The organism is Flavobacterium sp. CFS9 (assembly GCF_041154745.1).
In the GTDB taxonomy this organism is placed as follows: Bacteria; Bacteroidota; Bacteroidia; order Flavobacteriales; family Flavobacteriaceae; genus Flavobacterium.
Window position 1 is genome coordinate 1,251,986 of sequence record NZ_AP031573.1, and the last position, 23,070, is coordinate 1,275,055.

A 23,070-nucleotide genomic window follows, 5' to 3' on the forward strand; every position below is an offset into this window, starting at 1 on the left:
TTATTATTAATACTTAATTTTGCGCGACTAAAAAACAACACTTTTACTACTATATGAAAACAGATGCTTTTGCTTTAAGACACATTGGTCCAAGAGAAACAGATCTTCAACACATGTTACAGACTATCGGAGTTGAATCGATCGAACAACTTGTTTATGAAACCCTTCCGGATGATATTCGCTTAAAAGCACCATTAAACTTAGACCCGGCTATGACGGAATATGAGTTTGCCAACCATATTCAGGAATTAGGAAAGAAAAATAAAGTATTCAAATCATATATTGGTTTGGGTTACCATCCAACAATCGTTCCGGCTCCAATTCAAAGAAACATTTTTGAAAATCCGGGATGGTATACAGCTTATACGCCTTATCAGGCTGAAATTGCTCAAGGTCGTCTTGAAGCTATTTTAAATTTCCAGACTACTGTTATTGAATTAACCGGAATGGAAATTGCCAATGCCTCTTTATTAGATGAAGGAACTGCTGCTGCAGAAGCTATGGCGTTATTATTTGACGTTCGTACACGTGACCAAAAGAAAAACAATACAAACAAATTCTTCGTTTCTGAAGAAATTTTGCCACAAACTTTATCTGTTCTTCAAACACGTTCAACTCCGGTTGGAATTGAATTAGTAGTTGGAAACCATGAAACATTTGATTTTTCAAATGAATTTTTCGGAGCTATTTTGCAATACCCTGGAAAATATGGACAGGTAAACGATTATGGTTCTTTTGTTGCTAAAGCAAAAGAAAATGAAATTAAAGTTGCCTTTGCTGCTGATATTTTATCATTAGCTACTTTAACTTCTCCTGGAGAAATGGGAGCAGCTGTAGTGGTTGGAACTTCACAGCGTTTTGGTGTACCAATGGGTTATGGCGGACCTCACGCTGCATTCTTTGCCACTAAAGAAGAATACAAACGATCTATGCCGGGACGTATCATTGGTGTTTCTATCGATGTAAACGGAAACCGCGCTTTACGTATGGCTTTAGGAACTCGTGAACAGCACATTAAACGTGAAAAAGCGACTTCAAATATTTGTACTGCTCAGGTTTTATTAGCAGTTATGGCCGGAATGTATGCGGTTTACCACGGACCAAAAGGTTTACAATACATTGCAAACAAAGTTCACGCATCTGCAGTTACTGCTGCTGAAGCATTAAATAAATTAGGAGTTTACCAAACCAACACGGCTTACTTTGATACGATTTTAGTAAAAGCTGACGCTCAAAAAGTAAAAGCTGTTGCAGAGAAAAACGAAGTAAACTTCTTCTATCCTGATGCCGAATCTATTTCGATTTCATTCAACGAAACGACTTCAATTGCCGACATCAATCAAATTATTGCCATTTTTGCTGAAGCTTTAGGAAAAGAAACTTTTACTGTTTCTGAATTATCTGCAGCAAGTCAGTTACCGGCTTCATTAGAAAGAACTTCTCCTTTCTTAACACATGATGTATTTAACAATCATCATTCAGAAAGTCAGTTGATGCGTTACATCAAAAAACTAGAACGTAAAGATTTATCATTGAATCATTCAATGATTTCATTAGGTTCTTGTACAATGAAATTAAACGCAGCTTCAGAAATGCTTCCTTTATCAATGCCGAACTGGAACAGCATTCACCCTTTTGCACCGGTTGAACAGGCAGAAGGTTACATCACCATGCTTAAAAAACTGGAGCAGCAGTTAAATGTAATTACAGGATTTGCGGGAACTACATTACAGCCTAACTCAGGAGCACAAGGAGAATATGCCGGCTTAATGGCTATTCGTGCTTACCACATGTCAAGAAATGAAGGTCACCGTAATGTATGTTTAATTCCTTCATCAGCTCACGGAACCAACCCTGCTTCTGCAGCTATGGCCGGAATGAAAATCATTGTAACCAAAACTACTCCGGAAGGAAATATTGACGTAGAAGATTTAAGAGAAAAGGCGATCGAACATAAAGATGATTTATCTTGTTTAATGGTAACGTATCCTTCTACTCACGGAGTTTACGAATCTTCAATTATTGAAATTACTAAATTGATCCACGACAATGGCGGATTAGTATATATGGATGGTGCTAATATGAATGCTCAGGTAGGTTTAACCAACCCGGCTACAATTGGTGCTGACGTTTGTCACTTAAACTTACACAAAACATTCGCTATTCCTCACGGCGGAGGCGGACCTGGAGTTGGACCAATCTGTGTGAACGAAAAACTGGTTCCTTTCTTACCAACAAACCCAATCCTTAAAGTAGGTGGTGAACAAGCGATTACAGCTATCTCCTCTGCACCTTACGGATCAGCTTTAGTATGTTTAATTTCTTACGGCTACATTACCATGATGGGGGCTGAAGGATTAAAAAGTGCTACTGAGCATGCTATTTTGAATGCAAACTACATGAAAACACGTTTCGAAGGACACTACCCAATTCTTTACACAGGAGAATGTGGAAGAGCGGCTCACGAAATGATCTTAGATTGTCGTGCATTTAAAGAAAATGGAATTGAAGTGGGCGATATCGCTAAACGTTTAATGGATTATGGTTTCCATGCTCCTACCGTTTCTTTCCCGGTTGCAGGAACTTTAATGATTGAGCCTACAGAATCTGAAGATTTAGCAGAATTAGATCGTTTTTGTGATGCTCTTATCTCTATTAGAAAAGAAATCGAGGCAGCAACAGCCGATGACAAAAACAATGTATTAAAAAATGCTCCTCACACCTTAGCGATGTTAACTGCTGATACTTGGGATTTCCCTTATTCAAGAGAAACAGCAGCTTACCCATTGGAATACATTGCTGACAATAAATTCTGGCCTTCAGTTCGTCGTGTAGATGACGCGTACGGAGACAGAAATTTAGTTTGCAGCTGTGCTCCTATTGAAGCTTATATGGAAAACTAAGAAATTATTTTTCTTTTATAATATCCAAACCCGACAGGTTTTTAAAACCTGTCGGGTTTATTTTTGTTATGTCTCGTCCTGAAAAAAGTTGACTATAATTAAGTTAATTATGTCAATAGAAAGAAAAGAATTAAAAAAAGTAGTACCTGTACAAACTTAAAACCTGAAACTAAAAAGACTCTTCTTCTCTTTTTATTTAAAACACTTTTCTATACTTATGTTTCATTTGTAACAAATCAAAAAACACTTTTTATTTTTAGAGAAAAATTACATCCTTAAGCCATCAATCGCAAACGTTTGAAATCTCGACAAAACCTATAATTCATTATAAAATAAACAATATATTCCGTAAAAAATTATTATTCCACAATTATATGCGTGCATAGTATTTTTTATGATAGTTATCATGATTTTATTTATACATTAGCCCTAAATTTACCGGACAATAAAGGAATAATGAAAATAAAAATAATAGGTATAGGAAGTTACATTCCTACTCAAGAAGTAAGCAATACGGACTTTGGCGATCATGTTTTTTTAAATGAGGACGGAACTCCTTTTGGTTACCCTAATGAAGTTGTAATAAAAAAATTCAAAGGTATTACCGGTATCGAAAATCGCCGTTATGCTGAAGACCAATATACCTCATCTGACTTAGCCTTTTTTGCTGCTGAAAAAGCTCTTGAAAATGCTAAAATAGATCGCGAAACCCTAGACTATATCATTTACGCACATAATTTTGGTGACGTAAAAGCGGGAACCCATCAAACTGATATTCTGCCAAGTTTAGCTACACGTGTAAAAAACAAACTAGGCATCAAAAATCCTAAATGTGTCGCCTATGATATTATTTTTGGCTGTCCGGGCTGGATTGAAGGAGTCCTGCAGGCCAATGCTTTTATAAAATCAGGTATGGCAAAAAGAGTAATGGTAATTGGTTCCGAAACACTTTCAAGAGTAGTTGACGATCACGATCGCGATTCGATGATTTACTCAGATGGTGCAGGTGTTTCTATTTTAGAAGCTTCTGATGATGAAGCCGGATTACTGTCTTACGAAAGTGCTACTTTTGCAACGGATGAAGCCAACTACCTGTTCTTTGGAAAATCATACAACCCTGATTTAGATCCGGACATTAAATACATCAAAATGTACGGGCGTAAAATTTATGAATTTGCTTTAAGTCAGGTGCCATGTGCAATGAAAAGCTGTCTGGATAAAAGCGGAATATCCATTGATGAAGTGAAAAAAATTCTGATTCATCAGGCCAATGAAAAAATGGACGAAGCCATTATTGCCCGTTTTTATAAACTATACGGCAAAACACCTCCTCAAAATATTATGCCAATGTGCATACATGATTTAGGAAACTCCAGTGTTGCTACAGTACCAACTCTTTACGATTTATTAGTTCAGGGAAAACTCGAAAATCACGAAATAAATAAAGGTGATGTTGTTATTTTTGCCTCTGTCGGAGCAGGAATGAATGTTAATGCTTTTGTATACAGATACTAGTCACAGTTTTCAGTCGCAGTATTCAGTTAACGGCAAACTGCGACTGAATACCGGGACTGAGACTGACGACTGTAAACTAAAAAAGTCCGTATCCTATGGTGCGGACTTTTTTAGTATATTTGCGACCTAATTATAAAATCAAGAACGAGAAATTGTTTCGTTCCTCGCAATGACTATGTACGAAAAAACATTTCCGAATAAAAGATTCAAACTTACCTTAGAGTTTTTACAAAAACACGTTAAAACATCAGAGACTATTTTAGATTTTGGCGTTCCAAATCCATTCTCTAAAATAATGGAGGAAAACGGTTATACCGTAAAAAACACAAAAGGTGAAGATTTAGACAACAATCAAACGGCTTTACAAACGGAGGAATATACTGTTTTTACGGCGTTTGAAATTTTCGAACATTTACTAAATCCCTACACCATTCTGCAAAATGTAAAATGTGATAAATTGTTAATATCAATTCCCTTACGTTTATGGTTTTCATCAGCATATCGTTCTAAAACTGATATGTGGGACAGACACTATCATGAATTTGAAGACTGGCAATTGGACTGGCTTTTAGAAAAAACAGGCTGGAAAATTACCGATCGTCAAAAATTCACACATCCGGTAAAAAAGTTTGGCTTCAGACCTTTATTGAGATATTTTACTCCAAGATATTATATTGTAGTGGCGGAAAGAATAAAAGCCTAAAGTCAAATTCCAATAAAAAAATTCCAAATTCCAATTAAGCCTGTTTTGATTGGAATTTGGAATTTAAAGAATTGGGATTTAAATTGAAAATTATGAAATATTATATCGTCATTCCCGCACACAACGAGCAGGACCTTATTGGTCTGACGCTGCAATCTTTGGTTTCACAAACTGTTTTACCATCAAAAGTTGTTGTGGTAAATGACAATTCAACAGATCGAACAGAAGAGATCGTACTGGATTTTGCAAAGGACAATCCTTATATTTCCGTAATAAACAAAACATCAGATGCGATTCATATGCCGGGGAGCAAAGTGATTCAGGCTTTTCAGAAAGGTTTTGAAACTTTGGATTCGGACTATGATATTATGGTAAAAATAGACGGTGATCTTATTTTTCCTTCCAATTACTTCGAAACGATTATCGAACATTTTCAGTCTGATCCAAAAGTCGGAATGGCGGGAGGTTTCTGTTACATTGAAAAAAATGGAGACTGGGTTTTAGAAAACCTTACCGATAAAGATCATATTCGTGGAGCATTAAAAGCCTACCGCAAAGAAACTTTTCAGCAAATTGGAGGCTTAAAACCTGCTATGGGCTGGGATACTGTAGACGAACTGCTTTGTAAATATTACGGATGGAAGATTGTCACTGACGCTTCATTACACGTAAAACATCTCAAACCAACAGGGGCTAACTACAACAAAACGGCCCGATACAAACAAGGTGAAGCTTTTTATACTTTAGGATACGGTTTCTGGATTACTGCAATTGCATCGGCTAAACTGGCCATGATGAAGAAAAAACCATTCCTCTTTTTGGATTATATCCGTGGATTCTGGAAAGCAAAAAAAGCAAAAACACCATTACTCGTTACTCCGGAACAAGCTAAATTTATTAGGAATTATCGTTTGCAGAAAATGAAAGAAAAGTTAATTTGATTCGGAAACAAACCGAAAAGACTTAACTCATAACTCAAAACTCATAACTTCTTTTTACCTTAGCCAATATTTGTAAAACTATGATGCTAATTCGTTACTTATCCCAGGTTGGGAAATATTTTTTAATGCTGAAAGAGATTTTCAATAAACAGACTAAATGGCCTGTTATGCGACAATTAATTTTTAAAGAAATTGATGATTTAATTATTGACTCTCTTGGTATCGTTTGCTTTATCTCTTTCTTTGTTGGAGGTGTTGTTGCGATTCAAACGGCTTTAAACTTAACTAATCCTTTAATCCCAAAATATTTAATTGGTTTTGCTACACGTCAATCTGTGATTTTGGAGTTTGCTCCTACTTTTATTTCGGTAATTATGGCCGGAAAAATGGGATCCTTTATTACTTCAAGTATCGGAACGATGCGTGTTACAGAGCAAATCGATGCTTTGGAAGTTATGGGTGTAAACTCTCTTAACTACCTTGTTTTTCCTAAAATTATTGCTTTACTATTGTATCCTTTTGTGATTGGTATCAGTATGTTCTTGGGAATTTTCGGCGGATGGCTGGCAGGTGTTTACGGAGGTTTTACCAGCAGTAATGACTTTATCATTGGAGCCCAAATAGAATTCATTCCTTTTCACATCGTCTATGCTTTTATTAAAACTTTAATATTTGCTATGCTGTTGGCTACCATTCCTTCTTTTCATGGTTATTATATGAAAGGTGGTGCACTTGAGGTAGGTAAGGCCAGTACAGTATCGTTTGTTTGGACTTCGGTTTCCATCATTCTTTTTAATTATATACTAACACAATTGTTACTAGGATCATGATAGAAGTAAAAAATTTAGAAAAATCATTTGGCGACAGCAAGGTTCTGAAAGGTGTTTCGACGGTTTTTGAAACTGGAAAAACGAACTTGATTATTGGACAAAGTGGATCCGGAAAAACCGTTTTATTAAAAAGTCTGTTAGGGATTCATACTCCCGATAATGGAACCATTGAGTTTGATGGCCGCGTTTATTCAGAACTGGATCCGGATGAAAAAAGAGAATTACGAACTGAAATCGGAATGGTTTTTCAGGGAAGTGCTTTGTTTGATTCGATGACTGTTGAAGAAAATGTCGCATTCCCTCTAAAAATGTTTACCAACGATAACAGAGCCAAAATCAAAGAACGTGTTGATTTTGTTCTGGAAAGAGTAAACTTAATTGATGCCCATAAAAAATTACCTTCTGAAATTTCAGGAGGGATGCAGAAACGTGTTGCGATTGCACGTGCTATTGTAAATAATCCGAAATACTTATTTTGTGACGAACCTAACTCAGGTCTGGACCCAAATACTTCTACCCTGATTGATAATCTGATCAAAGAAATTACAGAAGAGTACAACATTACTACGGTTATCAATACGCACGATATGAACTCGGTGATGGAAATTGGTGAAAACATTGTATTCCTGAAAAAAGGAGTAAAAGCGTGGCAGGGAACTAAAGAAGAAATCTTTAGAACGGACAACGAAGCAATTGTAAAATTCGTTTATTCTTCTAATCTGTTTAAAAAAGTACGAGAGGCTTATTTGAAAGGATAAGATTTTAAAATTCTAAAAAAAATAAATTCCAAATTCCAACTTTATAAGTATCGGAATTTGGAATTTTTTATTGAGTCTCCCAAGAAACTTGGGATTTAGAATTTAAAAGATTGGAATTTTATTACATTAACTCCACTTCGGCATTTGGATTAAACAGGTATGTTTTTCCTGAGCTAATTTCGATGCATTCAAAACGTTTGGTTCTAACGGCCAGTTTCTTGAATATTTTACCATTTTTTATCCGGAATACACTTCCGTAGGGAATTTCAAAAATATAGTTCTTATCGTTGTCCGCATCGTATTGTTTTAAGGCCAAAGACAAGGTCGTATCGGTATCACTACTTGCTGAAGGGTTCTTAAAATGTCGGGCTAATAACGGCAATAAAGTACTTGGAAAAATCTCAGGACGAATAAAAGGAACCATCATTCTTTGAAAAGTAAACTTCCATTCATTTCCATGAGGTTTAATATTTCTGCCAAACTTTTCGAACGCTACCAAATGTGAAATTTCATGTATCAGCGTAATCAGAAAACGATATTTATTCAAACTTGCATTCACCGTAATTTCATGTTTGCCACTAGGTCCTCTTCTGTAATCTCCATGACGTGTCTGACGCTCATTTACGATTTTCAGATGAACCTGATTGGTAACAATCAAATCAAAAACAGGCCTTACAGCATGCTCCGGTATATATTTTGCAAGGGTTTCGTTCACTATAAGTTAAATGTTATTTGTAAAAATGGGGCTTCGACTTCGCTCAGCCTGACATATCTATTTGGAATTTGGAATTTATTTTTTGGAATTTTAGCTTATGGATTAGTCGACGAAACTTCTAAAACCTTTCCGTTGAAATATTTATTTCCGTTAAGTGCAAAATCATAAATGTAAGTTGCCATTCCTTCGGCAGATATTGGTGCCTGATAACCCGGGAAAGCTTCGTTTAGCATTTCAGTCTGAACGGAACCCAGCGCTAAAACATTAAATGAAATTCCTTTTTCTTTATATTCTTCCGCCAGTAATTCGGTTAAAGTAATTACAGCTCCCTTACTGGAACTATAAGCCGCTAAACCTGCAAATTTCAGACTTCCTCTTACGCCACCCATAGAACTGATTGTCACTACATGGCTTCCTTTTTGAAGATAAGGAAGACAAATACGCGTTAAGCTGGCAACCGCAAAAACATTCACTTTATAAATACTTTCAAAATCAGCCTGGGTTGTTTCGGCAAAAGGCTTTAACAGCAATGCGCCTGCATTGTGAATCACAGTATCCACTCTCTTCCAGGTAGTCGAAAGAAACTGATCTACTTCCTGCAATACTGCTTCGTCCGCCAAATCGACAGACAGACAGCTAATGTTTTGATGCTCTAAAAGTGCCTGAGGTATTTTTCTTGAAATGGCCAAAACCTGATGACCCGCATTGGCAAACTGCAATGCCAATTCGTAACCAATTCCACGACTGGTTCCGGTAACAATAATATTTTTCATAAAGCAAAAATAAACAAATCGAATAAAAGGACAGAATTATTTATTCATCACAATTTCCTCTGTGGGTGTGATCGCAATTTTGGTCACTGCGGGCAGAAGCTCCTGAATAAAAGAAGTCATATGTGGAATATCCATTACTTTGAATTCATCTGAAACATGATGGTAAAAGTCAAAGTTTTCGAAGTCGAAAGTACTTATAGACTGACATGGTTTTTTGAATGCGTCATAAAAAGAATAATTATCCGATCTATAAAACAGTTTGTATTCTGCTTCTTTTGGTAAAAAACCAATCGTCTTTTTACCGGTGTATTCGTTTATTTTCGCAGCCATATTGGTTTTGTCAAAACCGGTGATGTACGCCAGATAATCCCGTTTCATAGGTACACCAATCATTTCAATATTCAATTGTGTGTATAAATTAAAATCTTTCTTTTTAAGTTTTTGGACGAGGCTTTTAGAACCTAATAATCCTTTTTCTTCCCCGGCAAAAAACACAACCAAAATACTGCGTTTGTTCGATTTTGTTTCGCTAAAATACTTTGCCATCTCTGCAACTGCTGTAACTCCCGATGCATCATCATTCGCTCCGTTAAAAACAACATCTGCCTGTTGTTTTTTCTCTAATCCGATGTGATCGTAATGCGCACTGAGAACCACGAACTCATTTTTCAATACCAGATCAGTTCCTTCTATCACTCCCACAATATTATAGGCAGGTGTTTTAAAATTGGTTAAGGTGTCTTTATAAGTTGTGAAATAAGGCTTCACATGGTTCTTCTTTAAAAAATCTTCTAAAAAAGCGGCTGCCTTTTCGATTCCTTTTGTTCCCGTTTCACGGCCTTCCATCTCATCAGAAGACAATGCTTTCAGAAAATCCGAAACTTCAGATTCTTTTACTTTATAAGCAACTTCAATAGGTTTTGAAACAGTTGTTGAAGATGTTGTGGTTATTCCGCCAGGATTCGATTTACAGGCCAGAAAAACAAAAGGAAGTAAAAAATAAAGTTTTTTCATAAAGAATGATTTAATTGTGCTTCACAAGTTAAACCTCTAAAGCAGTCGATTTAAAATATTTTTTATACACTTTAAATACCTGAATACTCCCTAAAACCATAAAAAATATCGGAATAAAAACAGGCATCACATACCTTGAAAACTGATTACTTTTTTCAAAAATCGTCTGTAAAACCACAATCAGACTTAACATCCCGAAAAAAATACCCATCAAAGTTCCTGCAATATAATAATATTTTAACTTTTTTTCTACAACAATGTACTCTGCGTTAAGCAAATACAGATTCCAGCTCGTCCAGAATGGCAGCTGTAAAAAATTGAAACAATTTAAAATCATTCCCATAACAAAGGGCGAATACACCAGATACTCTCTTAAATTATCAGTTGATTTTGTGGATGGATTGAATCTGTAATAAAAAAGAAAAGCCAGAACAAACATAAATCCGACCGCAAAAAAATCAATTAGCTTCATTAATTTTTTATTACTGATTAATTCTCTGGCGAAAAGCAAAGTAAAATAAATGACAAAACTTTCTACAAAAATGACTCCGAACAGAAAGAAAACCAAATTATAAAGTCCTGATTTCAAATAAATCTCCAAACCAACTACGTTCAAATATCCTAACGGGATCGATCCGATGAAGCTCACCAAAAATCCAATTGAGATATTTTTTAACCTTTTCATTCTTTAGAAATTTATAATCTTACTGTTCTGAGTCAAATGCAATTTGTATTCCCTGATTCCGACTTTATAATCCAGATACGGAACTCCCTTTTTATGATTCGCAGCACTTATCTCATACATATAAGTGATGTGTCTTGCCAGTTCTTTCCAGGCAAACCAAACAGAATGTTTAGGATCGTAAATGTGTGTTGGTTCACTGGCTGCTCCGTTAAGTTCTACAACCTGAAACTTCTCTCCTCGTTCTAATTCTTCGAAAGTATTGTACATGATATCAAAACGTCCGAAATAAAACTCCGGAACCTCTTTGGCAATTTTATCTATCATTGCGGTTAATTTTGGTGTAATCCAATCACTGCCATCCAAAAATTTTGCTCCACGTGCATGATTTCCAAAAGGAACTAAATTTATTCTTTCACCATATTTCAAAACCTGATGCAGCTGATCCCCATACTCCTCTCTTAAAACATCAAGCTGCAATTGAAATCGTGGTGTTTTACAAATTAAGCCTTCAATAGTTGAGATTCCGTCACCGGTAACAATTAAAAATTCCTTCGAAACAATTCCGGTAATTTTGCCTTCTTTTTGATGCGGATGACGCACGTAAAAAATACCAACTTCATTTTTAAATGGAATCAAATCCTGCAACAAAAAATCAAAATTTGCTTTTCGGGCATATTCACTCAACTCAAAAACATTTCTTATTTTTTTCACACCCGAACCCCTTAAACCGATATCAGGTTTAGCAATTAAAGGAAAATAAATTCTGTTTTCGACTATTTTTTCGACAATCTTATTTAGATCCGTATTCTCTTTGATCAGAATAGTATTGGGATAACATTCTCTGGGAAGCAAATCATAAATTTGTTTTTTACTTTCCATTATAAACCCACCGTTTTTTATCTTCGGATTAGACGCGTTAAAGAAGAATACTGATCTCGCTTTGATCGCATAATAGGCCCAAAGAAAATAAATAGGGACGTAAAGCACTTTAAAAGGCCAGTACTCCCAATTGGTTACTTTATGAAAAAATAGTTTCATCTTTAGTAAATTAAATACTTATAAAAGAAGTCGAGAACTCCTTTGTTTTAATTAAATCGTAATACTTCATAGTCCCTTTATTCTGTTTGATCACCACCTGAGTTATGCTAAGTGTTTTCAAAACATTTTCTCTGTTAATGACCAATCCGTTTTCAGAATCATCATTTTGAGTATTTTTATGAAAATCTAACATATCCTTGGAGAAGATTTCATCCTTACCTTCTAAAAATTCAAAAAACCAATCCGAACGTTTCTTTCTAATTTCCGGAGGATACAAAGTAACCGACGACCAAATGTGATTTTTCGAAGCTTCTAACAATGTTTTTATTTTCACGAGACCATCCCAAACCAGTTCGTACAATTCTCCATTCTGATACAAAACCAACGTAAACGGTTCGATATCTTCCAGATTAATTTCATTCCAGAAATCCTTTGGCGATAAGCCGGAAATCATATCAAGAACGATCAGTCCTCTGCTTTTTCTATACGAAAATGAAATCCGATGCTTCTCCGTACCTCCATTCAAAAGTACCAGTACAGTTCCGTTTTTATCCACGGCAAACCAGGTTCCTCCCGCTTTTGAATCTTTTGGGTACATAATGTTTTTACCATTATGACAATAGTTTTTTGGTGCAATGGCTTCCGGACGAATTACTTTTTCATCCCGATTTGAAGTAATCATTACCACTCCGTTATGGTTCACGAAACTTACTGTACACATTGTTTTCTGTATTCTATAGTGGAACGGGCTACACCAAAATTCTCATGAATCACAATATTTTTAAACGGTATAACCGCCACTTTGATCAAAGCCTGATGATGGATGCAATGCTCCAGATTATATAATAATTCTCTGTAATAATTGCTTTGAATTCGAAGTGCGAGCCCATCTATTACCTGTTCTAAATAAATGGTTTTATTCTCACTTTTCAAATCTGCTTTTATTCCCGCTATAAGTTCTCTTGCAAATGCTGTTTCGGTTTGCATTCGGATATTTCTCTCGCGGTTATCGTAATTTATAACTCCTGAATTGTAACCTTTTTCCAGACATATAAACATCTCCAAAATGTGTCGCAAATGCTCGCCAATTGTTGCATTGTTGAGAGCAGGGCATGGTCTTGCATAATCTGCATCTTTCAACTGACCTAGCAGGTCATCGAGCTCATCTAAACTGTGGCGTATTGATTTTAGTAACATGGCTATTTTAATTTTAGAAGATTAAACAATTTGCTTTTATTGAAATAAAGTAATCCTAAACAGCATAATAAGGTGATAAGGGCCAGAAAAAAAAGTAAGCCTCCATCATTCTGAACTGAAATTCCCAAAACAAACAAATGCGACAAAATAGCCCCAGCCATCACTCCACATCCTCCCAAAGCTCCAATCCATGTTGTTTTTGGAATTAAAATTAAAACGGCAATAACCAATTCGGCTATTCCTGATCCAATTCTTCCATAAGGTTCCATTCCTAAAGTCGAAAAAATATAAATACTTTCTTCTGCTCCGCTGAATTTAAAAAATAAGGTTTGCAACAAAATTCCGGCTGCTATAATCCTTAAAGCCCAGATTATTTTTTCTGATTTTTCCATCTTGTTACCTGTTTATTTTTTTCCAGTTCTCGTCGGCTTGTATTTTCAGATTGGTCTGATTTTTATTCCAGCTTTTCAAAGTATTATTAAAATATGCGTTGTAAAACAAATAGAGTTTACCGTCGATAATTTTAAAAGTTTCCGGATTTATTTCAACTTTCTCTCCCGAACTTCCAAGAGCATAGGCACACCAACCTCCGTATTGCGGTTCATATTTTGAGGGATTTTTTAAAAATTCCTGTTTATTTTCGTTTGAAGAAAATTTATAAATTACCCCCTGATAAGAAGCAGATAATTCATTCTTACCTTTAATAGCTTTCCCCTGGTTAAAATAGGCCACAGGATCGTAGCCCTGAATGGCTACTCTATTTTCCAGATTGTACTGACTGATTCTTTTCACATCATTTTGAGCAAATGAAATCCCCGAAACCAAAATCAATACAAAAAACAATAGCTTTTTCATCTTGTTTTATTTTAGGTTTTTTAATACTGAAACTAGCAATTCGGTCGAAATACGATGCTTAAAATCCGGAGCAATATATTCGAATGCAATCTCACTATTTTGGTTTATAACAAAGACAGAAGGAACCGGTAAAAAACTTGTATTGACTCCTTTAGAATGTACGTTAATTACTGATTTATAGTTTTCAGGAGCCGCATAAGCAATTCCAACTGCTTTCGCAAATTCACCTTCTGAGTCAGAAAGCAAAGTATATTTTACTTTATCTTTTTCTTCCGTGATTTTTAAATTCTCCGGGGCATCAGGACTTATTGCAATAATCTGGTATCCAAGATCCAGAATTTGTTTCTCTGCTTCAGCTAACGCCTGAAGATGCATATTGCAATAAGGACACCAGCCGCCGCGATAGAAAACTAAAACCGCTTTTTTCTTTTCAAGCAAATCAGAGATTTTTACCGTTGCATTTTCAGCTGATTTTAATGTGGTATTTGGAATTTTCTCTCCTATTAATAAAGGAGTAATATCGGTCGCTATTTGGGGAAGCGAATTTTGTGCAGCAGCCACAGTGCTTAAGGCTACTAAAGCAATAAAAAATATTTTTTTCATAATTTTTAACTTTACATCTTAATTTGATAATGTAAAATTACGGTAGTATGAAAAAGGTAAATGTCGGCTAATTTACACTTAGCCAAAAATAACTAAATTTTGGTAATATCCACAATAACAATTTCTTTTCTATTGTAATGTATCAGTTCGTTCGTTTCCATCTCGTTCAGCAATTGAGTTGCCGTTTGTCTTGAAGTACAAATAATTTGTGCAATGTCGTTCTGTGTCAAATAGTTATCGATAGTTACCAGATTTCCATCGGCAGTCCCTTCCTTCTCTGCCCAGTCTTTAAGAAATTGGTACAATCTGGTTTTTGCATCTTTAGAAATCAAATTAGCGTAACTGTTTTTGATGCGTTTCATTTTCAGACCGACAAATTTGGTATACGAAAGTGCTAGTGTTGGATTTCTCAGTAATAAATCTTCGAAATCTGACATCAGGAAACTGCAAATTGCAACATCGTCAGAAAGTACTTTTGCATATTCTTCGTTTTTGGCATCTGTTTCCAAAGTTAATTCGCCAAATAAATCCCCTTTCTGAATGATGTCTTTTATGGTTTCATTACCTTCTTCATCAATAGACACTATTTTAATATTTCCTTTTTTGAGTAAAAATATGCGGGGTAAATCTGAAGTAGAAAAATAAATAATTTCTCCTTTTGACGCTTTTTTAAAACCTGTGATAATACACAATTGCTTGATCTGCGAATAACTCAGGGTTCGAAACAATTTATGATCCCGCAAATACCAGTATTTTAAATCTTCGTACATAAAAAAGTTTATTTTTGTAAATATAACGAAATTAAAACCCAAACAAAAACCCTTTCAGGCTTTTGAATTCCTAAAAGGGTTTTGATTATTTAAGTTTCGAAGAGATTTATCCTGCAATAACAGCTCTCGAAATTACAATTTTCTGAATTTCTGAAGTTCCTTCGTAAATCTGAGTAATTTTTGCATCACGCATTAAACGTTCTACATGGTACTCTTTTACGTAACCGTTACCTCCATGAATCTGAACTGCCTCAACAGTGGTATCCATTGCTACTTGCGAAGCAAACAATTTTGCCATCGCACCACTTACATCATAATTTTTATGTTGGTCTTTATCCCAAGCTGCTTTCATACACAAATGACGTGCTGCTTCAATATTAACTGCCATATCTGCCAATTTAAAAGCAATTGCCTGGTGATTGCAGATTTCAGTTCCGAAAGCTTTACGCTCTTTAGAATATTTCAACGCCAATTCATAAGCTCCTGAAGCAATTCCTAAAGCCTGAGAAGCAATTCCGATACGGCCTCCGGCAAGAGTTTTCATTGCAAATTTAAATCCGAAGCCGTCTTCACCAATTCTGTTTTCTTTAGGAACTTTTACATCAGTAAACATTAAAGAGTGTGTATCAGAACCACGGATTCCCATTTTTTGCTCTTTTGGTCCAATAGAAAAGCCCGGCATATCTTTCGTCATGATCAAAGCATTGATTCCTTTGTGTCTTTTCTCCGGATCCGTTTGTGCGATCACTAAATAAACCGATGCTGTATTTCCGTTAGTAATCCAGTTTTTTGTTCCGTTTACCAAATAATGATCTCCCATATCAACCGCAGTTGTTTTTTGAGAAGTAGCATCACTACCTGCCTCAGGTTCACTCAAACAAAATGCTCCGTGAATCTCTCCCGATGCCAAGCCTGGTAAGTACTTTTGTTTTTGTTCTTCAGTTCCAAATTCCTGTAGTCCCCAACAAACTAAAGAGTTGTTTACAGACATTACTACAGAAGCTGATGCGTCTACTTTTGAAATTTCTTCCATCGCAATTACATAAGAAATGGCATCCAGTCCGCTTCCGCCATATTTAGGATCAACCATCATTCCAAGGAATCCTAATTGTCCCATTTTTTTAATTTGTTCTGTTGGAAAAATTTGTTTTTCGTCACGTTCAATAACACCAGGCAGCAATTCGTTTTGAGCAAAATCCCTTGCAGCTTGTTGAATCATTAAATGTTCTTCGGTAAGATTAAAATCCATAGTTATTCTGTTTTATTTTTCTCAGCTCAACTCGATTTAAAATATCGAATTTAAGATGACGGTTATTTTTGTTTTGTTTTTTTTGAATTGCTTTTTTCTGTAAAAAGGCTTCCAAAGATAAATTTTAAAAGTGAGTTTAACAATGCGCGCATATAAATTTACTAGATCGGCAATAATTACGATAACGTTTTCGTTATTATCTCAAAAATTTAGCCTAACACGCATCAAATTTGCAATCATTACTCTAAAAAACAAGAATAAAATACACGATCAAAAATGTCCGATTGCTAAAATTTTAGTAAAATTTAGCTACTCAAAAGATTAAACAATTCTTAAAATATACGGGTTCCCGTAAAATAACTCTTACTAATTTGATTATTAATCTTATACAAACAAAAAAAGCAAAATTGAGTCAAAAAAAACATATTTAATAACGCTATAAAATTGATAAATTAACATTATTTTTGCTCAAAAATTATAATTTCCATAAAACATGAAAAAAAGTTTACTTCTACTTACATTCCTTTTTAGTATACAATTCTCGACCGTTTCAGCCCAGACTCAGCTTGACGTGAACGGCGTAACAGTTCCAAGAAAAATTGAATTTCAAGGCAAAACTTTACAGCTTAATGGTGCTGGAGGCCGATCAAAAATGTGGTTGGAAGTTTATGTTCAGGCCTTATATTTATCACAGCTAAGTCAGGATCCACAATTTATTATTGACAGCGATACCGAAATGGCAATCCGAATTGAAATTACTTCTTCAATGGTTTCTTCAGGCAAACTGACTAAAGCAATGAATGCCGGTTTTGAAAAATCTGCAGGAAGCAATCTTAATCAATTGCGTCCCCGAATTGAAGAATTTAAAACTTTTTTAAGCGACATGATTACTGAAAAAGATGTATTTGTTTTGGCTTACAACCCACTTGACCAAACAGTCAATGTTTACAAAAATGAAGTTTTGAAAGGAAAAATTCCCGGATTTGATTTCAAAAAAGCATTGTTCGGAATCTGGCTTTCAGACAAACCGGTTGACGAGACATTAAAAAAACACTTATTAGGAATATAATTTGTTAGATTTATAAAACTCAAAAGCCGAAAACGTACTGTTTTCGGCTTTCTTTTTTCTGTTCGATAAAATTTTGATACGAGATACATTATTCGCATTATTCTATTTTATACTTTTACGCAAACTAAACATATCTCAACAAAATGAAAGATTTATTACAGCAATTTGAAAATAAAGCACCTGAAATTGTTTTTAACTGGAAAGATTCCGAAACAGAAGCCGAAGGATGGACTGTTATCAACTCACTGCGCGGTGGAGCTGCGGGTGGAGGAACAAGAATGAGAAAAGGCTTAGATATGAATGAAGTTTTATCGTTGGCCAAAACTATGGAAGTTAAATTTTCTGTTTCAGGACCAGCCATTGGAGGTGCCAAATCAGGAATAAATTTTGACCCGAATGATCCACGAAAAAAAGGAGTATTACAACGTTGGTACAAAGCCGTTTCACCATTATTGAAAAGTTACTACGGAACCGGAGGAGATTTAAATGTAGATGAAATTCACGAAGTAATTCCAATGACCGAAGAATGTGGTGTATGGCATCCGCAGGAAGGAGTTTTCAACGGACACTTCAAACCAACCGAAGCAGATAAAATTAACAGAATCGGACAATTGCGTCAGGGTGTTATCAAAGTAATCGAAAACCCAAAGTTCTCTCCTGATGTAACCCGAAAATATACGGTTGCCGACATGATTACCGGTTATGGTGTTGCTGAAGCAGCTCGTCATTTTTATGCCACTTATGGTGGAGACATCAAAGGTAAAAAAGCAATTGTACAGGGATTTGGAAATGTAGGTTCAGCTGCTGCTTTCTATTTGGCAGAAATGGGTGCTAAAGTAATCGGAATTATTGACCGTGACGGAGGATTAATAAAAGAAGAAGGTTTTTCATTTGAAGAAATCAGAACTTTGTTTTTAAATAAAGACGGAAACAAATTAGTTGCCGACAACATGATTCCATTTGACGAAATCAACACTAAAATCTGGACGATTGGTGCTGAAATCTTCACCCCTTGTGCAGCTTCAAGATTGGTAACTCAGGCCCAAATCGATAACTTAATCGCAAATGGATTAGAAGTTATTTCATGTGGAGCAAACGTTCCTTTTGCTGATAAAGAAATTTTCTTCGGATCTATTATGGAAGAAGTGGACAGCAAAGTAAGTTTGATTCCTGATTTCATCTCAAACTGTGGAATGGCACGAGTTTTTGCATATTTCATGGAGAAAAAAGTGCAAATGACAGACGAAGATATTTTCAATGATACTTCAGAAATTATCAAAAATGCGATTGTTAAAGCTCATACTTTAAATTCATCCAAAACCAATATCAGTGCAACTGCTTTTGAAATTGCATTGAAACAATTAGTATAATCTTAGTTTTATACTTTATATATAAACGAGTCAAATAGAAATTTGACTCGTTTTTTTATTTAACCGCAGAGAACGCAAAGCTTTACAAAAAGTTCACTAAGCTATTTGTTTTCTAATCTCGCAAAGACGCAGAGTCGCAAAAAAAACTTAAAAAGAAAAACTTTGCAACTCTGCGTCTTTGCGAGAAATAAATTAGCATCCTTTGCGAAAATCCCTTGCGTTCTCTGCGGTTAAATTCTCTCTTAGTTTCTAAACAATTTTTACTACTTTTAAGCGTTTTTTAAATAATACAATTTCAAAATTCAGAATAAAAATGAGTTCCATTTCTTCAGATCAAAAGAAATCCTTACTACTCACAACTGTTATCTATGCAGTACTCATTGCGTTGTTATTTCTTATACGCTTTTGGCCTCCATACAATCCGGAGAACAATGTCGCACTGGCTTCCGGCGGAGGCGGCGGAGGGGTTACGGTAAATTTTGGAGACAGCGATTTAGGCTCGGGAGCAAATTATAAAAGTGAAGTTTTAAATGTAAAAAACGAAGCCCGACAAACTCCTGCAAAAGCAACACCGGACGAAGCAATTTTAACTCAGGAAAATACAACAACCGACGAAAGTGTTGCAATTCCAACAAAAGAAAAAACAAAAAAAGCAACTCCCGTTGTAAAACCGGAAACAAAACCGATTCCTGAAAAACCAAAAGTTTCCAATTCTACAAACGATGCTCTATCAAGTATTTTAAAAGGATCGAATAAAGGTGGTGATGGCGACGACAAAGCAGCAGGAAACAAAGGAAAAGCAAACGGAAGTTTAAGTTCTAATGGATATTATGGAACGGGAGGTTCCGGAGGAGGAACTGGCGGTGGTAACGGAACCGGAAATGGAATTGGTACCGGAAGCGGTTATGGCCCGGGAAGTGGAGGCGGTTCCGGTGGAGGATCCGGATATTCTTTAAACGGACGAAAAGCATTATCTAAACCGGCACCAAAATATACCTGTAACGAAGAAGGAAAAGTAGTGGTAGAAGTTACCGTAGACCAAAATGGCAAAACCATTAGTGCTACTGCAGGAATAAAAGGAACAACCAACACAGCTAGCTGTTTACTGGAACAGGCAAAAATAGCAGCATTAAACACAAGATGGTCCGCAGATGACAAAGCAGCCGCAAAACAGGTTGGAAAAATAATTTACAATTTCAGTCTGGATTAAACACGAATTGCACAGATTTACACTAAAATCTGTTTTCATAAAAAAGGCTTTCAGAATTTCCTGAAAGCCTTTTTTATTTTCATCAGTTTGTTTGTCTTTTTTTCCTTCATCCCAAAAAGACAAAACTATGTGTTTTTCTCAATTTACTTCGGACTTGTAGCAATTACAAACTTTAAATTATTCTTCACTCCTATTTGCAGTACATCAACTAAATCCTGAACCTGAAGATTAAACGGAATTCGAACCACTACTGTTTGCTGTTTGTCAGCTCCAATTTTCGCCATCAAAGTGGTTTCCAGAGCATCAAATTCAACAGGCACTTTGTCGATATAGAATTTCTTGTCTTCAGTAACAGACAAACTAATCAGCTGTTTATTTGTTTTTTCATTGGCTTTCGCTTTCGGCAGTGTCATTTTGATCACATTAGGATTCGCAAGTGTTGATATAATAAGGAAAAACAACAACAGGAAAAACATAATATCACTTAAGGACGATGTCGCCACTTCAGCATGAAACCTTCTTTTTCTCTTAATAGACATACCTTACGCTCTTTGAATTATATTGACAAATTCTAATATTTGTTTCTGAATCTTCAATGCAAAATCATCAATTTTCCCATTCAGTAAGTGATAAGCACTATAGGCAATAATCCCCACAATTAATCCCGAACCGGAACTGATCATTTTCTCATACAATCCTCCCGAAATATTTCCGATACTAATATTTTCCGTAACCGAAATACTGTAGAAAATCTTAATTACTCCCGAAATAGTCCCAATAAAGCCAAGGGTTGGAGCAATCCCCGCAATAAGTCCGAGATGGCCCAAATGTCTTTCCATTTCACCAATTTCAATATCAGCGGCACGGTCCATGTTGGATTCAATTTCTGCAATTGGCCTTCCAATAACCAGCACACCTTCTTTCAGAATATTTCCGGCTGCCGTATCGCTTCTTTCCACAATAGTTCTGGCCAATTCAATATTTCCGGCATTTAATTTATCGCCCACATCCTGTATCAATCTGGAATCAATTCTTGATGCTTTTTTGATATATAAGTAACGTTCAAAAATGATATAAATAGTATAAAATAATAATAATGCAATCGGAATTAAGAAAACTCCTCCTTTCATAATAAACCCAAACATTGAAATTTCATTTTCAGGTGCAATCTTTTCGATAACTACGTTTGAGGCATTTGCGATGGTATCAGCTTGTAATTGAATGTAGCTAAACATATATTAATTCTGGTTTTTAATAATTAATTCTAAAAAATATTTGAAATTTGCAATAAAGATAATTTTCACTCCCTTATAAAACTAAAAAAAATGAAAATTATTTCAATTCGAAACTATTTTAACTCAATTCAATGAACTATCAGGAAACGACAAACTGGATGTTTAATCAGCTTCCAATGTACCAACTTCAGGGAGCTTCGGCATACAAAGAAGATTTGACTAATATTAAGCTGCTGGCTGCACATCTTGACAATCCTCAAAATCAGCTAAAGTGCATCCATGTTGCCGGGACGAATGGTAAAGGATCAACCTCACACATGCTGGCTTCGGTTTTACAGGAAGCCGGATATAAAGTAGGATTGTATACTTCTCCACACCTTAAAGATTTCAGGGAACGAATTAAAATTAATGGCCAGGAAATCTCCGAGGATTTTGTTTGTCAATTCGTAGCCAAACACAAAAACTTTTTTGAAGCCAATGATATGAGTTTTTTCGAAATGTCTGTTGGACTGGCTTTCGATTACTTCGCTTCAGAGAAAACAGACATTGCTATTATTGAAGTTGGTCTTGGCGGACGACTTGATGCAACCAACATAATTACACCATTAGTATCGGTTATTACCAATATCGATTTAGACCATACTCAGTTTTTAGGAAATACCCCATCAGCTATTGCAGGTGAAAAAGCCGGAATCATAAAACCAAATGTCCCTGTTGTCATTGGAGAATACACCTTCGAAACTCAACCTGTATTTTTAGCCAAAGCAAAACTAAATGAAGCTCCAATTTATTTTGCTTCCGATTCAGTCACAGAAGTTTTCCCTTCTGATTTAATTGGAGATTATCAGTTTCACAATAAAAAAACAGTACAGCAAACCATCCACATTTTAAACTCTCAAAATGAGTTTAAAGTTTCAGACGAAAATCTAAAAAACGGTTTATTACATGTTGTAAAAAACACCGGTTTACAAGGCAGATGGCAGCAGTTAGGAGAAAACCCAAAAATCATCTGTGATACCGCCCACAACCAACACGGACTAGCCGTTGTAATGAAACAAATTCAAAAAGAAAGTTTCGAAAATTTACATATTGTACTGGGAGTTGTAAACGATAAAGATCTCGATTCTATTTTACCTCTTTTTCCAAAAAATGCACAATACTATTTTTGCAGCCCAAATTCGTCCAGAGGTTTGAAAACTGAAATTTTAAATGAAGCCGCTAAAAAGCACCATTTAATTGGAGAAAATTATGACTCCGTAGAACATGCTTTTGCCGCAGCCAGAAAAAATGCTTCAAAAAATGACTTTATTTATGTTGGCGGAAGCACATTTGTAGTTGCTGAACTGCCTCTGTCATAAATAAAAGTTCTAAGATCCAAAAAAGTCACAAAAAACCAATTTAATAACAAATTCATAAACAGCGAGATATAAATTCTTTTAAAAAAAGTTTTATTTTTTATTCGATTTTCTTTGCAGAACTCAAAAACTAGCGTATATTTGCACTCGCAATCACAAACGATAGCAACCTAGTAAAATAGGGCGATTAGCTCAGCTGGTTCAGAGCACCTCGTTTACACCGAGGGGGTCGGGGGTTCGAACCCCTCATCGCCCACAAAAAACTCCTTAAGAAATTAAGGA

At 35.5% G+C, this 23,070-nt stretch carries 24 protein-coding genes and 1 tRNA gene; 11 read left to right on the plus strand and 14 right to left on the minus strand.

What is annotated here, in order from left to right:
* Positions 1-53 precede the first annotated feature (53 nt).
* The 6 genes from gcvP (at position 54) to ACAM30_RS05525 (ending at position 7,650) form a co-directional block, all read left to right on the plus strand.
* Positions 54-2,903 (plus strand): aminomethyl-transferring glycine dehydrogenase, encoded by a 2,850-nt coding sequence (gcvP, locus tag ACAM30_RS05500; RefSeq protein ID WP_369617577.1) that lies wholly within the window; start codon positions 54-56, stop codon positions 2,901-2,903.
* 456 nt (positions 2,904-3,359) lie between these two features.
* Positions 3,360-4,418 carry a 3-oxoacyl-ACP synthase III family protein gene (locus ACAM30_RS05505; protein ID WP_369617578.1) on the plus strand — a complete coding sequence of 353 codons (1,059 nt, stop codon included), beginning with the start codon at positions 3,360-3,362 and terminating at the stop codon, positions 4,416-4,418.
* 175 nt (positions 4,419-4,593) lie between these two features.
* The gene (locus tag ACAM30_RS05510; protein ID WP_369617579.1) at positions 4,594-5,121 is read left to right on the plus strand and encodes a methyltransferase; all 528 of its coding nucleotides are present in this window, start codon (positions 4,594-4,596) and stop codon (positions 5,119-5,121) included.
* 92 nt (positions 5,122-5,213) lie between these two features.
* Positions 5,214-6,062: a glycosyltransferase family 2 protein gene (locus tag ACAM30_RS05515; RefSeq protein WP_369617580.1), complete on the plus strand. Its 849-nt coding sequence runs from the start codon at positions 5,214-5,216 to the stop codon at positions 6,060-6,062.
* Positions 6,063-6,142: 80 nt separating this feature from the next.
* Positions 6,143-6,892, plus strand: coding sequence for an ABC transporter permease (locus ACAM30_RS05520; protein ID WP_202703398.1), 750 nt, complete (start codon positions 6,143-6,145; stop codon positions 6,890-6,892).
* On the plus strand, positions 6,889-7,650 hold the full coding sequence (locus tag ACAM30_RS05525) for an ABC transporter ATP-binding protein (RefSeq protein ID WP_202703399.1): 762 nt from the start codon (positions 6,889-6,891) through the stop codon (positions 7,648-7,650). The genes ACAM30_RS05520 and ACAM30_RS05525 overlap by 4 nt, the downstream gene beginning before the upstream one ends.
* A gap of 121 nt (positions 7,651-7,771) precedes the next feature.
* On the opposite strand, the gene ACAM30_RS05530 is transcribed toward ACAM30_RS05525, so the two are convergent.
* From ACAM30_RS05530 to ACAM30_RS05585, 12 genes are all read right to left on the minus strand, one after another.
* Positions 7,772-8,365: a SprT-like domain-containing protein gene (locus ACAM30_RS05530; protein ID WP_369617581.1), complete on the minus strand. Its 594-nt coding sequence runs from the start codon at positions 8,363-8,365 to the stop codon at positions 7,772-7,774.
* 95 nt (positions 8,366-8,460) lie between these two features.
* Positions 8,461-9,138: an SDR family NAD(P)-dependent oxidoreductase gene (locus ACAM30_RS05535; protein ID WP_369617582.1), complete on the minus strand. Its 678-nt coding sequence runs from the start codon at positions 9,136-9,138 to the stop codon at positions 8,461-8,463.
* A gap of 36 nt (positions 9,139-9,174) precedes the next feature.
* Positions 9,175-10,152: a M20/M25/M40 family metallo-hydrolase gene (locus tag ACAM30_RS05540; RefSeq protein WP_369617583.1), complete on the minus strand. Its 978-nt coding sequence runs from the start codon at positions 10,150-10,152 to the stop codon at positions 9,175-9,177.
* Between the two features lie 28 nt (positions 10,153-10,180).
* Positions 10,181-10,837, minus strand: coding sequence for a hypothetical protein (locus ACAM30_RS05545; protein ID WP_369617584.1), 657 nt, complete (start codon positions 10,835-10,837; stop codon positions 10,181-10,183).
* 3 nt (positions 10,838-10,840) lie between these two features.
* The gene (locus ACAM30_RS05550; protein WP_369617585.1) at positions 10,841-11,875 is read right to left on the minus strand and encodes a D-alanine--D-alanine ligase; all 1,035 of its coding nucleotides are present in this window, start codon (positions 11,873-11,875) and stop codon (positions 10,841-10,843) included.
* A 10-nt stretch (positions 11,876-11,885) separates the two neighbouring features.
* Complete coding sequence (locus ACAM30_RS05555) at positions 11,886-12,596, minus strand: NRDE family protein (protein WP_369617586.1); 711 nt, start codon at positions 12,594-12,596, stop codon at positions 11,886-11,888.
* Entirely contained in the window at positions 12,584-13,072 is a 489-nt protein-coding gene (locus ACAM30_RS05560; protein WP_369617587.1) for a DinB family protein, read from the minus strand. Before ACAM30_RS05560 ends, ACAM30_RS05555 begins: the two co-directional genes overlap by 13 nt.
* A gap of 2 nt (positions 13,073-13,074) precedes the next feature.
* Positions 13,075-13,464 (minus strand): DoxX family membrane protein, encoded by a 390-nt coding sequence (locus ACAM30_RS05565; protein ID WP_369617588.1) that lies wholly within the window; start codon positions 13,462-13,464, stop codon positions 13,075-13,077.
* Positions 13,465-13,468: 4 nt separating this feature from the next.
* The gene (locus tag ACAM30_RS05570; protein WP_369617589.1) at positions 13,469-13,927 is read right to left on the minus strand and encodes a YHS domain-containing (seleno)protein; all 459 of its coding nucleotides are present in this window, start codon (positions 13,925-13,927) and stop codon (positions 13,469-13,471) included.
* A 6-nt stretch (positions 13,928-13,933) separates the two neighbouring features.
* On the minus strand, positions 13,934-14,530 hold the full coding sequence (locus ACAM30_RS05575) for a peroxiredoxin-like family protein (protein WP_369617590.1): 597 nt from the start codon (positions 14,528-14,530) through the stop codon (positions 13,934-13,936).
* Positions 14,531-14,622: 92 nt separating this feature from the next.
* Positions 14,623-15,300 carry a Crp/Fnr family transcriptional regulator gene (locus ACAM30_RS05580; protein WP_369617591.1) on the minus strand — a complete coding sequence of 226 codons (678 nt, stop codon included), beginning with the start codon at positions 15,298-15,300 and terminating at the stop codon, positions 14,623-14,625.
* Between the two features lie 106 nt (positions 15,301-15,406).
* Complete coding sequence (locus ACAM30_RS05585) at positions 15,407-16,549, minus strand: acyl-CoA dehydrogenase (protein ID WP_369617592.1); 1,143 nt, start codon at positions 16,547-16,549, stop codon at positions 15,407-15,409.
* A 493-nt stretch (positions 16,550-17,042) separates the two neighbouring features.
* On the opposite strand from ACAM30_RS05585, the gene ACAM30_RS05590 reads away from it, so the two are divergent.
* The 3 genes from ACAM30_RS05590 (at position 17,043) to ACAM30_RS05600 (ending at position 20,198) form a co-directional block, all read left to right on the plus strand.
* Complete coding sequence (locus tag ACAM30_RS05590) at positions 17,043-17,618, plus strand: chalcone isomerase family protein (protein WP_369617593.1); 576 nt, start codon at positions 17,043-17,045, stop codon at positions 17,616-17,618.
* Positions 17,619-17,761: 143 nt separating this feature from the next.
* Positions 17,762-18,988: a Glu/Leu/Phe/Val dehydrogenase dimerization domain-containing protein gene (locus ACAM30_RS05595; protein WP_369617594.1), complete on the plus strand. Its 1,227-nt coding sequence runs from the start codon at positions 17,762-17,764 to the stop codon at positions 18,986-18,988.
* Positions 18,989-19,301: 313 nt separating this feature from the next.
* Positions 19,302-20,198 (plus strand): energy transducer TonB, encoded by an 897-nt coding sequence (locus ACAM30_RS05600; protein ID WP_369617595.1) that lies wholly within the window; start codon positions 19,302-19,304, stop codon positions 20,196-20,198.
* Between the two features lie 143 nt (positions 20,199-20,341).
* On the opposite strand, the gene ACAM30_RS05605 is transcribed toward ACAM30_RS05600, so the two are convergent.
* Positions 20,342-20,737, minus strand: a complete 396-nt coding sequence (locus ACAM30_RS05605; protein ID WP_369617596.1) for an ExbD/TolR family protein — start codon at positions 20,735-20,737, stop codon at positions 20,342-20,344.
* A 3-nt stretch (positions 20,738-20,740) separates the two neighbouring features.
* Positions 20,741-21,433, minus strand: a complete 693-nt coding sequence (locus ACAM30_RS05610; RefSeq protein ID WP_369617597.1) for a MotA/TolQ/ExbB proton channel family protein — start codon at positions 21,431-21,433, stop codon at positions 20,741-20,743.
* Positions 21,434-21,564: 131 nt separating this feature from the next.
* On the opposite strand from ACAM30_RS05610, the gene ACAM30_RS05615 reads away from it, so the two are divergent.
* Both ACAM30_RS05615 and ACAM30_RS05620 read left to right on the plus strand, forming a co-directional pair.
* Complete coding sequence (locus ACAM30_RS05615; protein ID WP_369617598.1) at positions 21,565-22,791, plus strand: folylpolyglutamate synthase/dihydrofolate synthase family protein; 1,227 nt, start codon at positions 21,565-21,567, stop codon at positions 22,789-22,791.
* A gap of 178 nt (positions 22,792-22,969) precedes the next feature.
* A tRNA-Val gene (locus ACAM30_RS05620) sits at positions 22,970-23,044 on the plus strand.
* Positions 23,045-23,070 lie beyond the last annotated feature (26 nt).